Annotated in this window: 13 protein-coding genes; 11 read left to right on the top strand and 2 right to left on the bottom strand. The window is 73.7% G+C overall.

Annotated elements, in window-relative coordinates; genetic code table 11:
* Positions 1 to 88: 88 nt before the first annotated feature.
* Both ABZ621_RS00295 and ABZ621_RS00290 read left to right on the top strand, forming a co-directional pair.
* Positions 89 to 802: a hypothetical protein gene (locus ABZ621_RS00295; RefSeq protein ID WP_360599871.1), complete on the top strand. Its 714-nt coding sequence runs from the start codon at positions 89 to 91 to the stop codon at positions 800 to 802.
* A complete protein-coding gene (locus tag ABZ621_RS00290; RefSeq protein WP_360599066.1) occupies positions 802 to 1,827 on the top strand; it encodes a serine/threonine-protein kinase in 1,026 nt (341 codons plus the stop codon). Before ABZ621_RS00295 ends, ABZ621_RS00290 begins: the two co-directional genes overlap by 1 nt.
* A gap of 82 nt (positions 1,828 to 1,909) precedes the next feature.
* On the opposite strand, the gene ABZ621_RS00285 is transcribed toward ABZ621_RS00290, so the two are convergent.
* A complete protein-coding gene (locus ABZ621_RS00285; protein ID WP_360599869.1) occupies positions 1,910 to 3,208 on the bottom strand; it encodes a streptophobe family protein in 1,299 nt (432 codons plus the stop codon).
* 469 nt (positions 3,209 to 3,677) lie between these two features.
* On the opposite strand from ABZ621_RS00285, the gene ectA reads away from it, so the two are divergent.
* From ectA to ehuA, 8 genes are all read left to right on the top strand, one after another.
* The gene (ectA, locus tag ABZ621_RS00280; RefSeq protein ID WP_360599064.1) at positions 3,678 to 4,226 is read left to right on the top strand and encodes a diaminobutyrate acetyltransferase; all 549 of its coding nucleotides are present in this window, start codon (positions 3,678 to 3,680) and stop codon (positions 4,224 to 4,226) included.
* Positions 4,227 to 4,383: 157 nt separating this feature from the next.
* Positions 4,384 to 5,640, top strand: a complete 1,257-nt coding sequence (ectB, locus tag ABZ621_RS00275) for a diaminobutyrate--2-oxoglutarate transaminase (RefSeq protein WP_360599062.1) — start codon at positions 4,384 to 4,386, stop codon at positions 5,638 to 5,640.
* A gap of 26 nt (positions 5,641 to 5,666) precedes the next feature.
* Complete coding sequence (locus ABZ621_RS00270) at positions 5,667 to 6,071, top strand: ectoine synthase (RefSeq protein ID WP_360599060.1); 405 nt, start codon at positions 5,667 to 5,669, stop codon at positions 6,069 to 6,071.
* Positions 6,072 to 6,118: 47 nt separating this feature from the next.
* Positions 6,119 to 7,048, top strand: coding sequence for an ectoine hydroxylase (thpD, locus tag ABZ621_RS00265; RefSeq protein WP_360599058.1), 930 nt, complete (start codon positions 6,119 to 6,121; stop codon positions 7,046 to 7,048).
* A 37-nt stretch (positions 7,049 to 7,085) separates the two neighbouring features.
* Positions 7,086 to 7,997 (top strand): ectoine/hydroxyectoine ABC transporter substrate-binding protein EhuB, encoded by a 912-nt coding sequence (gene ehuB, locus ABZ621_RS00260; RefSeq protein WP_360599057.1) that lies wholly within the window; start codon positions 7,086 to 7,088, stop codon positions 7,995 to 7,997.
* The gene (gene ehuC / locus ABZ621_RS00255; RefSeq protein WP_360599055.1) at positions 7,994 to 8,740 is read left to right on the top strand and encodes an ectoine/hydroxyectoine ABC transporter permease subunit EhuC; all 747 of its coding nucleotides are present in this window, start codon (positions 7,994 to 7,996) and stop codon (positions 8,738 to 8,740) included. The genes ehuB and ehuC overlap by 4 nt, the downstream gene beginning before the upstream one ends.
* On the top strand, positions 8,740 to 9,393 hold the full coding sequence (gene ehuD / locus ABZ621_RS00250; protein WP_360599053.1) for an ectoine/hydroxyectoine ABC transporter permease subunit EhuD: 654 nt from the start codon (positions 8,740 to 8,742) through the stop codon (positions 9,391 to 9,393). Before ehuC ends, ehuD begins: the two co-directional genes overlap by 1 nt.
* Complete coding sequence (gene ehuA / locus ABZ621_RS00245; protein ID WP_360599051.1) at positions 9,383 to 10,174, top strand: ectoine/hydroxyectoine ABC transporter ATP-binding protein EhuA; 792 nt, start codon at positions 9,383 to 9,385, stop codon at positions 10,172 to 10,174. The genes ehuD and ehuA overlap by 11 nt, the downstream gene beginning before the upstream one ends.
* Before the next feature lie 105 nt (positions 10,175 to 10,279).
* Here ehuA and ABZ621_RS00240 read toward each other — a convergent pair whose 3' ends face one another.
* The gene (locus tag ABZ621_RS00240) at positions 10,280 to 11,845 is read right to left on the bottom strand and encodes an NAD(P)/FAD-dependent oxidoreductase (RefSeq protein ID WP_360599049.1); all 1,566 of its coding nucleotides are present in this window, start codon (positions 11,843 to 11,845) and stop codon (positions 10,280 to 10,282) included.
* Between the two features lie 122 nt (positions 11,846 to 11,967).
* Here ABZ621_RS00240 and ABZ621_RS00235 point away from each other — a divergent pair, with 122 nt between their 5' ends.
* Positions 11,968 to 12,987, top strand: a complete 1,020-nt coding sequence (locus ABZ621_RS00235; protein ID WP_360599047.1) for a DUF389 domain-containing protein — start codon at positions 11,968 to 11,970, stop codon at positions 12,985 to 12,987.
* Positions 12,988 to 13,042 lie beyond the last annotated feature (55 nt).

Here is a 13,042-nt window from a genome sequence, read left to right as displayed (position 1 = left end):
TGAGGCTGTGAGCGTCCCCGACCCCTCATCGGATCTTGGATCCAACATGCAGAATCCGGGATCTCGTGTGCCGGATTCTGGATCCAACATGTCGGATATTGGATCCGACGCTCCGTACGCGGCCGACTTCCGCCCCACCCACGTCGTCCCCCGCGACGGCCTCGACGCCTGGCAGACGCCCGACCTGGCGCTCCCGACGGCGCCCCTGGACGCCTTCCTGCCGGTGCGGCTCATGGAGCGGACCGGCGACTGGGGGCGGGTGCTCTGCTCCAACGGCTGGTCGGCGTGGGTGGACGCGCGGCTCCTGGTCACGGTCCCCGACGACCCTCCGGCGGCCGGCTCGGGGCTGTCCCGGTCCGCCGACCCCCGCCCCCTCATCGCACGCGCCGAGGACGCCCTCGGACGCTACCGGCGGGCGGTGGAGGAGCTGGTGGCCGGGCGGGCCGACAGGGAGACCTTCCGGTGGCGCACGCGGGGGCTGCGGGTCGGGATGGTCGTCGACGGCGAGTCCGTCTGGCTGTACGACGCGGAGCACGAGCGCTGGGTGTACTGCGACGGGGCGGGGCTGACGACGTACGCGGCCTCCTCCGGTCCCTCCCGCACCGGCGAGCCGCGCCCCGAGCCGATGCCGCCTCCGACGTCCGCCGAGCGCGCGTCGGAGGCGCGGCCGGAGGAAGAGGAGGCGGAGCCCGTCGCGTACGAGCCGACGCAGGTCGTGCCGCAGGTGGATCCGGCGAGGGTCGCCGGTCCGCCGCGCACGCGGATCGTGAACCGGCCGCGCGACGAGGAGGATGAGGACTGATGGCGGGCGGGGCGCGGGACACCGGGTTCCCGGCGGGGCGGCCTTCGGGGCTGGTCGGCAGGGAGATCGCGGGGTACCGGGTGGAGGCGGAGATCGGGCGCGGCGGGATGGCCGTCGTGTACCGGGCGCGGGACCTGCGGCTCGACCGGACGGTGGCGCTGAAGCTGCTGGCACCGGAGCTGGCCCGCAACGACACCTTCCGGAAGCGGTTCGCGCACGAGTCGCGGGTGGCGGCGGCGATCGACCACCCGCACATCGTGCCGGTCTTCGAGGCGGGCGAGACGGAGGGCGTCCTGTACATCGCGATGCGGTACGTGGCGGGCCAGGACCTGGTGGCGCTGCTGGCCCGGGAGGGGCCCCTGTCGCCCGCGACGGCGGGCCGGATCGCGGCCCAGGTCGCCTCGGCGCTGGACGCGGCGCACGCGCACGACCTGGTGCACCGGGACGTGAAGCCGGGCAACATCCTCGTCGCGGAGGGGACGGACCGCGACCACCCCGAGCACGTCTATCTGACCGACTTCGGACTGACGAAGAAGTCGCTGTCGCTGACCGGGTTCACGACGGTCGGCGAGTTCGTCGGCACGCTGGACTACGTGGCGCCGGAGCAGATCTCAGGGAAGCCGGTGGACGGGCGCTGCGACGTGTACAGCCTCGCGTGCGTGGTCTACGAGACGCTCGCCGGGGTGCCGCCGTTCCGCCGGGAGACCGACTGGGCGGTGCTGTGGGCCCAGCAGTACGACCCGCCGCCCCCGCTGGCCGAGCACCGGGCCGGGCTGCCGGAGGCGGCGGACGCGGTGTTCGCGCGGGCGCTGGCGAAGACGCCCGAGGAGCGGTACGGGACGTGCCTGGAGTTCGTCGCGGAGCTGCGCAGGGCCCTCGCGCGCGTGCCGGGCGATATCGGGGTCACGGGGCAGGGGACGGGGCGCGGGCCCGGGGCCGGCGGTTCGGACGACGACGCGCCCGGGACGCCCGGTCCCCCGCGGGAACCCCCGGCCTGGGCGCGGCCGGTCTTCCGGCGCCTCTGACACCGGGCGAGTCCGACACCAGGCGAGGCGCACCTGACGCCGGGCGAGGCGCACCTGACGCCGACCGGCCCCTTTTCCGGCCCTACTCCCCCGGCTGCCGCTCCTCCGGACGCTGCTCCTCCGGCCGCTGCTCCTCCGATGGCACCTGCCCACGGCGTCGCACTCCGAGGGAGAGCACGCCGGCCAGGAAGCCCGTGACGAGGCCCCACAGGAGGGCGAAGCCCACGTTGCGCCAGAGGTCGGGGCGGAGCACGACCTCGCCGCCGAGGCCCGCCAGGTCGCCGATGCCGAGGATGGAGAGGCCGAAGCGGGCCTCGACGAGGGTGAGGGGCGCGACGGCGAGCATGGTGAGGGCGAAGGCGAGGCCAAGGTGCATGGCGTGATGCCACGGCCGGACGTGGGCCGGGGAGCGGACGGCGGCGACGAAGGCCGCGCCGAGGACGAGGACGGCGGCGATGGGCAGCAGCCACCAGGCACGCCCGTCCACGGCGGCGAGCGAGGAGAGGTCCACGGTGGACAGGTCGGGGCTCTCGCCGCCGCCGCGCAGGACGGCGTCGAGGAGCTGGGGCATGGGAAGGCCGAAGGGGCCTTCGACGCGGCCCTCCCAGGAACCGCCGATGCCGACGCCGAGGGCGAGCCAGCTCACGTTGGGCAGGCCGAGGAGGAGCACGGCGAAGGTCTCGGCGGCGTGTCCCTTGGTGGCGGCGACGACCAGGCCGATGACGAGGCCGACGGCCACGTACGCGAGGAGCAGCAGGAGCATCGCCGACGCGGCGGGCCTGACGGCCTCCTGATGGCGGAGCACGCGCGCGGGGAGGGGGCTTCGGCGGGAGACGAGGAGGGCGACCAGGAGGACGCCGAGGATCCACAGGAGGCCGTAGCCGAGCGTGGGTCCGACGAGGGTGCGGAAGCCGACGGTGGGGTCGGCCGCTTCCAGGAGTTCACCGAAGAGGTCGCTGAGGGGTTCCTGGGGGTCGCCGACGTCGAGGGCCAGGGGGAAGTCGTGGCGGGCGACGGCGCAGAGTCCGGCGAGGGCGGCGAGCCAGAGGGCGGTCACGGCGGCGGCGCGGGCCGCGAGGTCGCCGGGCCGGGCCACGGCGTGGTGGCGGAGCGGGCGGAGGAAGACCGCGCCGGTGACGAGCGCCCCGACGAGGGTGACGGTGAGGGGCATCGCGGTGAGTTCGCCCTGGGTGCCGGCGAAGGAGCCGGCCGAGCCGGCGATCTCGACCTGGCCGCCGACGGCCATGACCACGACGGCGGCGAGGACGGCCGTGAAGCCGCCGGGGAGGTCGGCCGCGCCGGCGGCCCAGAGGCCGAGGCCGGCGGTGACTCCCATGGCGACGTAGCCGGCGACGACGGCGGCGAGGGCCTGGACGGCGATGCGGAGCGCCGCGGGGGCGGTGTCGCCGCCTGGGGCGCCCCGGCCGGTGGCGGGGGGCGGGGTGTGGGGGAGCCGACTGCTCACTCTGCCCACGCTAGTCCGGCCCGGGCGGCTCCGCCTGCGGGTGCGGTCCGTCCGGACCACCGTCGGGGTGGCGCCACCGCCGTGGTGACGCTCCGTGAACACGGGCCCATACGAGGCATCCCTAACCGGATACGGCGCCGCCAAACGGGCTTCCGCCGGACGATGCGGTAACGCTCCGGTGACGGCACGAGACCACCCGAAGGTGTTACATCGTCGTTATAAAGCGAGTTTTTGCCCCAGTTTTTTATGCTTTCGCACCCCCGAATCCGTCAGGTGGTCGTCCGGTCTTCGACGCTTCGCCGTCGCGCCATAACACGGATCACCTCCTCTCCGTAACCCCACAGGGCGAGGAAGTTCGCGGCTGCGCTGGGTAACTTCGGCGCCCATGACCACAGCTCACACAGCACCGGAACACGTCCGGGACGCGGCGCCGGTCTCCGCCCGGGGTTGGACCGTCGGACGGCCACGGGCCGGCGACGGCGCCCAACTCTGGCGGCTCGCGCGGGAGTCCGAGACGCTGGACGTCAACTCCTCCTACAGCTACCTCCTGTGGTGCCGCGACTTCGCCGACACGTCCGCCGTCGCCCGCGACGCGGACGGCCGCCCGGTCGGTTTCGTGACCGGCTACCTCCGGCCGGACGCGCCGGGGACGCTGCTGGTCTGGCAGATCGCCGTCGACGCGGCGTACCGGGGTCTCGGGATCGCCGGGGCGCTCCTCGACCACCTCTCGGAGCGGGTCGCGGGATCACATCCGCTCGACGCCGTCGAGACGACCATCACCCCGGACAACCAGGCCTCGGAGCGTCTGTTCGGCGCCTATGCCCGGCGGCACGGGGCCCGGGTCAGCCGCACGGTCCTCTTCCCGGCCGCCGCGTTCCCGGCCCCCGGCCACGAGGCAGAAGTGCTGCACCGCATCGCACCGCTGGACCTCTGACCCGCCGGCTCTTCCGCGCCACCGGCCCTGCAAGCCACCGGCCCTGCGAGTCACCGGCCCTCCGGGCCGCAGAACCTTCGAGCCGCTGAGCCTTCGGGCCGCAGCTCGCGGAGCGACCCGGCCGGCCGCTTCACCACCCCACGTACTGGAGTCCCGCATGACGCTCATCGCCGAGACCGAGCCCACCGTCTTCGAGACCGTCGAGTCGGAGGTACGCAGCTACTGCCGCGCCTGGCCCACGGTCTTCGAACGGGCCACGGGCAGCCGCCTGTTCGACGAGCACGGCCGCCCCTTCCTCGACTTCTTCGCCGGCGCGGGCTCGCTCAACTACGGCCACAACAACCCGGCCCTCAAGCGCCCGCTCCTCGACTACCTGGGCAGTGACGGCATCACCCACGGCCTCGACATGTCGACGACGGCGAAGCGCAGCTTCCTGGAGACCTTTCGCTCCACCGTCCTCGAACCGCGCGCCCTCCCCTACAAGGTGATGTTCCCGGGCCCGACCGGCACCAACGCCGTCGAGGCGGCCCTGAAGCTCGCCCGCAAGGTCACGGGCCGGAAGACGGTCGTCTCCTTCACCAACGCCTTCCACGGCATGTCCCTCGGCTCCCTCGCCCTCACGGGCAACGCCGGGAAACGCGCCGGCGCGGGCGTGCCGCTGACCCACACCACCCAGATGCCGTTCGACCACTATCTCGGCGGCAGGACCCCGGACTTCCTCTGGTTCGAGCGGCTCCTGGAGGACTCCGGATCCGGCCTCGACCATCCGGCCGCCGTGATCGTCGAGACCGTGCAGGGCGAGGGCGGGGTCAACGTCGCCCGCGCCGAGTGGCTGCGCGGCCTCGCGGACCTGTGCCGCCGCCGGGACATGCTCCTGATCGTCGACGACATCCAGATGGGCTGCGGCCGCACCGGCGACTTCTTCTCCTTCGAGGAGGCCGGCATCACCCCGGACGTCGTCACCCTGTCCAAGTCCATCAGCGGCTACGGACTGCCCATGTCCCTCTGCCTGTTCCGCGACGAACTCGACGTGTGGCAGCCCGGCGAGCACAACGGCACCTTCCGCGGCAACAACCCCGCCTTCGTCACCGCCACCGCCGCCCTCGACACGTACTGGCGGGACGGCACGCTCCGCGACCGCACCCTGCGGCGGGCCGCCACCGTCGAGGCGGCGCTAGGCGAGCTCGGGACGGGTGCCGTACCGCGCGGCCGGGGGCTCGTGTGGGGCCTGGAGTTCGAGGACGGGGAGCGGGCCCGCGCGGTGTGCCGGCGCGCCTTCGAACTGGGGCTGCTCGTCGAGACGTCGGGGCCGCGCGACGAGGTCGTCAAGCTGCTGCCGCCGCTGACCGTCACCGACGACGAACTCGACGAGGGCCTCGGCATCCTCGCCCGCGCCGTCCGCCACACCGCCTGAGACCCCCGCGAGGAAAGGCCACCGTCATGATCGTCCGCACCTTCGCCGAGCTGGAGAACACCGAGCGGCACGTGAGGTCCGCCTCCGGCACCTGGGAGAGCAAGCGCATCGTCCTCGCCCGCGAGCGCGTCGGCTTCTCCCTCCACGAGACCGTCCTGTACGCCGGGACCGAGACCGCCATGTGGTACGCGAACCACGTCGAGGCGGTCGTCTGCACCGCCGGCGAGGCCGAACTGACCGACCACGAGACCGGGACGACGTACACGATCACCCCCGGCACGATGTACCTCCTCGACGGCCACGAGCGGCACACCCTCCGGGTCAAGGAGGACTTCCGCTGCCTGTGCGTCTTCAACCCGCCGGTGACCGGCCGCGAGGACCACGACGAGAACGGCGTCTACCCGCTGCTGACCGAGCCGGACGACGCCTGACCCCCACGCCCGCCCTCCCCGTACGTACGAGAAAGGCCCGCACCGCGATGACCACCGCCCCCGCCCGCCCCGTCGACCCGTACCCCACGCGCGGCACCGAGGAGGCCCTCGTCTACCGCAAGGAACCCGTCGTCTGGTCCGATGAGGGCACGCCCGGCCCGTTCTGGCCGCGCGAGCTGGAGGAGTACGAGCGCAACGGCTTCTCCGCCGTCGACGCCCTCGTCACCCCGGACGAGGTGACCGAACTCCGCGCGGAACTCGACCGGTTGATCAGCGACCCCCGGATCCGCGACGACGAGCGGGCGATCGTCGAGCCGCGCTCCCAGGAGATCCGCTCGGTCTTCGAGGTGCACCGGATCAGCGAGGTGTTCGCCCGGCTCGCCGCCGACCCCCGGCTCGTGGACCGCGCCCGGCAGATCCTCGGCTCCGACGTGTACGTCCACCAGTCCCGCGTCAACGTCAAGCCCGGCTTCGGCGCCAGCGGCTTCTACTGGCACTCCGACTTCGAGACCTGGCACGCGGAGGACGGGCTGCCGCTGATGCGGGCGGTGTCGGTGTCGATCGCGCTGACCCCGAACTTCACCACCAACGGCAGCCTCATGATCATGCCGGGCTCGCACCGCACCTTCCTCGGCTGCGCCGGCGAGACCCCGAAGGACAACTACAAGCGGTCGCTGCGGATGCAGGACGCCGGCATCCCCTCGCGCAAGGCGCTCACGACCTTCGCCGAGGCCTGCGGAATCGAGCACTTCACCGGCGACGCCGGGTCCGCCGTGTGGTTCGACTGCAACGCGATGCACGGCTCCGGCGACAACATCACGCCCTTCCCCCGGAGCAACGTCTTCCTGGTCTTCAACAGCGTCGAGAACGCACCGGAGTTGCCGTTCGCCGCTCCGGTCCGGCGGCCCTCGTTCATCGCTTCCAGGGACACCACCCCGATCGGCACCACGACGACCGGCACCGCCCCGATCGGCTGACCTCCTTCCCCCGCCCTCCCCCTGTGAAAGGACGTCCATGACCCCGCACCTCACCCGCAGACACCTCCTCCGCGGGGGCGCGCTCCTCGGCGGCGCGCTCGCCGTGCCCGGGCTGCTGACCGCCTGTTCCCGCACGGAGGCCGGTACGGGCGCGCCGGGCGGGGACGCGGACCTGCTGGCGAGGCTGCGGAAGCAGGGCCACGTCCGGGTGGGATTCGCCGGCGAGGCACCGTACGGCTTCCAGGACGGCGACACGCTCGCCGGCGAGGCGCCCACCCTCCACCGGGAGGTCTTCACCGCCCTCGGCGTGCCCGAACTCAAGCCCACGCTCACCGAGTTCGGCGCCCTCATCCCCGGTCTGCTCGCCGGCCGGTTCGACGTGGTGAGCGCGGGCATGGCCATCACGCCCGAGCGCTGCGCCAAAGTCGCCTTCTCGGAGCCGGAGTTCGTCTCCCCCACCGCGCTCATGGTCCGCGCGGGCAACCCGAAGGGCCTGAGCGACCTCGCCTCCTGCGCGGCGGAGAAGGCCCGCGTCGGCGTCCTGACGGCCGCCGTGGAGGGCGGGTACGCGAAGGCGGCGGGCGTCGCGGACGGGGACCTGGTGTCGCTCGCCAAGCAGCAGGACGGCCTCGACGCCCTGCTCGCCGGCCGGATCGACGCCTTCGCCCTCACCGGCATCTCGCTGCGCTGGCTGGCGCGCACCAACGAGGGCAAGGCCGTGGAGGTCCTGGAGCCGTTCGTGCCGGTCGTCGACGGGGTGAAGCGGTACAGCCCGGGCGGGGCGGTCTTCCGGCAGGGCGCGGTCTCGCTGCGGGAGGCGTTCGACCGCGAGCTGGCCCGGATCACGGGCGACCCGGCCCGCTACGTACGGCTGATCGGGAAGTACGGCTTCACCGAGAGCGAGGTGCCGCCGCGCACCCTGCGCACCGCGGAGCTGTGCGCGGGATGACGGACTCCGGCACGGCCGTCTTCCTGTCCGAGCTGGGCCGGGCCCTCCCGGCGATCGGCGAGGGGCTCCTCGTCACCCTGGAGGCCACGGCGCTCGGCGCGGCCCTCGCGCTGCTCGTCGCCTTCGCCCTGGGCCTGGCCTCCCGCTCCCGCCTCCTCGTCGTGCGCGGCCCCGCCCGGGTCACCGTCGAGTTCCTGCGCGGCACCTCGCTGTACGTCCAGCTGTTCTGGCTCTTCTTCGCGCTGCCGATGCTCGGCTTCCGGCTCGAACCGATGGCCTGCGGGGTGCTCGCCTTCGGCCTCAACTACGGGGCCTACGGGGCGGAGGTGGTGCGCGGCGCGATCGCGGCCGTGCCCGCCGCGCAGACCGAGGCGGCGATCGCGCTCGGCATGGGGCCGGGACTGCGGCTGCGGCGGATCGTGCTGCCGCAGGCGTACGCGCTGATGGTGCCGCCCTTCAAGAACCTCCTGATCCAGCTGCTGAAGGCGACCCCGCTGCTGTCCCTGGTGACGGTCGCCGACCTGACCTTCCGCATCGACCAGCTGCGGTCGGCGACGGGCGGCACGGCCGCCGCGTATCTGCTGCTGCTCCTGCTGTACTTCGCGCTCGCCGCGCTCCTGGGGGCCGGCATGGACGCCCTGGAGCGGCGGGCGAAGGCACGGCTGGGCGTGGGGGGCCACGCGAACGCCACGGGCAGCCCGCCTGCCGTGCGTGGTGCGATGCGCGTCGGCGGTGGTGCGTGATGGGCGGCGCGGGAGCCATGTGGGACATGGAGGCGGCGCGTGCCGCGCTGCCGGTCGTGCTGTCCGGTTTCGGGGTCACCCTGCTGGCGACGGTGCTCGGCTTCGCCGTCGCGGCCGTCGCCGGGCTCGCCATCGCGCTGCTCCAGCGCTCGGGCGGCCGGTGGCTCGCCCTCGCCGTGGGCGCGCCCGCCGCGTTCGTGCGCTCGACGCCGGTGATGGTGCAGCTCTTCGCGGCCTGGGTGCTGGTGCCGGGCCTGGACCCGCTGGCGCTGGGCGTCCTGGTCCTGGGCCTGCACTACGCCACGTACCTGTCCGAGGTGTACCGCGCCGGCATCGACGCCGTACCGAAGGGGCAGTGGGAGGCCTGCACGGCGCTGTCGCTGCCCCGCCGGCGGGTGTGGCGGGCGGTGGTGCTGCCGCAGGCCGTACGGAAGGTGCTTCCGGCGCTCGGCAACTACGCGGTCTCCATGTTCAAGGAGACGCCGTTCCTGTCGGTCATCACGGTGAACGAGATGGTGCACGAGGCGAGCACCTTCGGCAGCACCCACTTCGCCTACCTGGAGAGCTTCACCCTGGCCGCCGCCGTCTTCCTGCTGGCGAGCTGGCCGACGTCCCTTCTCGTGCGCCGCCTGGAGGCCCGCCTTGCCCAGTGAACACGCCCCCGGGGCGGAGAAGGTCCGCTTCGACCGGGTGACGAAACGATTCGGGGACCAGACGGTCCTCGACGGTCTCGACCTGACGGTCGCGGCGGGCGAGCGCGTGACCCTGATCGGCCCGAGCGGCTCGGGCAAGACGACCATCCTGCGGCTGCTGATGACGCTGGAGCGGGTCACGGACGGCGTCGTCCACGTCGACGGCGAACCGTTCTCCCACATGCCGTCCGGCCGCGGCGGCGAGCTCGTCCCGGCGGACGAGCGCCACCTCGCCCCGCGCCGCCGGCGCATCGGCATGGTGTTCCAGCAGTTCAACCTCTTCCCGCACATGAGCGTCCTGGCGAACGTCATGGAGGCGCCCCGGCACGTCCTGGGCCTCGACGGCGACGAGGCCGCCGCCCGCGCCCGGGACCTCCTCGGCCTGGTCGGCCTCGCCGACAAGGAGGACGCCCACCCCACGCGGCTCTCCGGCGGCCAGCAGCAGCGCGTCGCCATCGCCCGCGCCCTCGCGATGCGCCCCGAGCTGCTCCTCCTCGACGAGGTCACCTCGGCCCTCGATCCCGAGCTGGTGGCGGAGGTCCTGGACGTCCTGCGGAGCGTCGCCGACAGCACCGACATCACCATGCTCTGCGTCACGCACGAGATGGGCTTCGCCCGCGACATCTCGGACCGCGTCCTGATGTTCGACGGCGGGCACGTCCTCGAATCGGGCCCGCCGGAGAGCCTCCTCGACGCACCGGAACACGAGCGGACGCGGGCCTTCCTGCGGTCGATCACGTGACGGACGATCGCGTGACGGGTGGTGGCGTGACGGGTGGTGGCGTGACGGGTGGTGGCGTGACGGGTGGTGGCGTGACGCGGCCGGCCCCCGGCGCCGGCCGCTCCGTCAGCGGCCGAGCGCGGCCATCGCCGCGTTGTGGCCCGGGATGCCGCTCACCCCGCCGCCGCGCACCGCGCCCGCGCCGCACAGCAGCACGTTCGCGTGGGCGGTCTCCACTCCCCAGCGTCCCGTCGCGCCGTCCGCGTACGGGAAGGACAGGTCGCGGTGGAAGATGTGACCACCCGGGAGGCGGAGGTCGCGCTCCAGGTCCCGGGGGGTCTTGGCCTCGATGCAGGGCCGCCCGTCCTCGTCGAAGGCGAGGCAGTCGGCGATCGGCTCGTCCAGGTGGGCGTCGAGCTCGGCGAGGGTGGCCTTGAGGAGGGCGTCGCGGGTCGCGTCGTGGGCGCCGTCGGCGGGGAAGAGCCGGGCCGGGGTGTGGAGCCCGAACAGGGTCAGGGTCTGGTAGCCGCGACCGGCGAGCTCGGGGCTCAGGATCGACGGGTCGGTCAGCGAGTGGCAGTAGATCTCCGACGGCGGCGCCACGGGCAGCCGGCCGGCCGCCGCCTGGGCGTAGGCGGTCTCCAACTGGGCGTACCCCTCGGCGACATGGAAGGTCCCGGCGAACGCGCTCCGCGGGTCGACCGTGCGGTCGCGGAGCCGCGGCAGGCGGCGCAGCAGCATGTTGACCTTGAGCTGCGCGCCTTCCGCCGGGGCGGGCGGCGTCGCGCCGAGGAGGCCGGCGAGGGCCTGCGGCGAGGCGTTCACGAGCACCTGGCGGGCGGCGACCGTCCCCTCGCCGTCCCGGGTGCGGAAGGCGACCTCCGCGGTCCGGCCGTCCGTGTCGATCCGGATCGCCTCATGGCCGGTGACGAGCTCCGCGCCCGCGCCGCGGGCCGCGTCGGCGAGCGCGTCGGTCAGGGCGCCCATGCCGCCCACGGGCACGTCCCAGTCGCCGGTGCCGCCGCCGACGACGTGGTAGAGGAAGCAGCGGTTCTGCGCCAGCGACGGATCGTGGGCGGAGGCGAAGGTGCCGATGAGGGCGTCGGTCAGGACGACCCCGCGGACCAGGTCGTCGGCGAAGTGCTCCTCGATCGCGGTGCCGATCGGCTCCTCGAACAGCATCCGCCAGGTGGCGTCGTCGTCCACCGCGGCCCGCAGTTCGGCCCGGGTCGGCAGCGGTCCGGTCAGCGTGGGGAAGATCCGCCCGGCCGCCCGCCGGATCCGGCCGTAGAACGCCTCCCACGCCTCGTACTCGCGGTCCGAACCGGTCAGGGCCGAGAAGGAGTCACGGGTACGGTCCCCGCCGACCAGCAGCCCGGTGGGCCGGCCGTCGCGCACCGCGGGCGTGTACGAGGAGACGGTCCGCTTCCGTACGGCGAAGCGCAGCCCCAGCTCGCGCACGATGGTGTCGGGCAGCAGGGACACCAGGTAGGAGTAGCGGGAGAGACGGGCGTCGACCCCGGCGAACGGGCGGGTGGAGATCGCCGCCCCGCCCGTGCGCCCGAGCCGCTCCAGGACGAGGACGTAGCGGCCGGCGCGGGCGAGATAGGCCGCGGCGACGAGGCCGTTGTGGCCACCGCCGACGACCACGGCGTCGTACACGTCCCGGGAGAACTCCTGAGCTGCGCGCATGCCCCTTCGTAGCACGGGCCCGGGGCCGGGACCAGAGGCCGTACCCGCCGACTCGCACCACACCCCACATCGCCCGATACTTCCAAAAACGGACAGAATCGCACGCGTGAAAGGCCGTCACCTTGGGGAAAGTCGACACGGCGGCCGCCCGGCGGATGGCCGACTCCCTGTTCATCGAACGCGACTGGCGCAGCCCCAGCTCCTCCCGCTTCTGGGTGCTGCTGGTGCTGGCCTCGGTCATCGCGGGCGCCGGAGTGGTCGGCGACTCGACGGCCACCGTCATCGGGGCGATGATCGTGGCGCCGCTGATGACGCCGATCCTCGGGACGGCCCTGGCGCTGGTCCTCGCGGACCGCCCCCATGTCGCACGCAGCGCGCTGCTGGTCCTCGGCGGAGCGGTGGCGGTGGTGTGCATCGGCATGCTGCTGGGCTGGATCGTCTCGCCCCCGGACGCCTTCGCCACCAACAGCCAGGTGTCGTCCCGGATCAGCCCGCGCCTGATCGACCTGTTCGCGGCGCTGGCGACCGGGACCGTCGGCGCGTTCGCCCTCGTCCGCACCGACATCTCCGACGCCCTGCCGGGCGTCGCCATCGCCATCTCGCTGGTCCCGCCGCTGGCCGTGACGGGACTGCTGATCGCGGTGGGCCGCTACCACGACGCCGGGGAGTCCGCGCTGCTCTTCGCGACCAACGTCGCCGCGATCGTCGCCACCGGCACCCTCGTCTTCCTCGGCTACCGGGTCCGCGACGCGGCCCGCGAGGCCGGGCTGGCCGTCGGGGCGTTCCACGGCCGGACCCTCGCCGCGGTCGCCGCGGTGGTCCTCCTCGTCGCCGTCCCCCTCACCACCGGGTCGATCGCCGTCGCCCGCGACCACGCGCTGGCCGCCGACGCCGCCCCCGTCGCCGAACGCTGGGCCGCGGCGGGCGCCTGGCAGATCGCCTCCGTCGACGCGCGCAACGGCGTCATCCTCGTCGACGTCCTCGGCCTGCCGCCCCAGCCCGCGCCCACCGCGCTCCGCGTCGCCCTGGACCGGGCCGGCATGGCCGACGCCGACCTCCAGCTCCGTCTCGTCGGCGGCCGCACCCACTGGTGCACCGCGCACTCCACCACCTGCACGGTGGAACACGCGCGTACCGACTGAGCCACCGGTGGGGGTCCGGGGAGGGGGTGCGGGGACGGCGTGCGGGGACGGCTCC

Origin of the sequence: Streptomyces sp. NPDC007863 (assembly GCF_040633895.1) — a bacterium.
Taxonomy (GTDB): Bacteria; Actinomycetota; Actinomycetes; order Streptomycetales; family Streptomycetaceae; genus Streptomyces.
The sequence above is the reverse complement of the archived record's forward strand: the minus strand, read 5'-3'. Positions and strand labels throughout refer to the sequence as shown.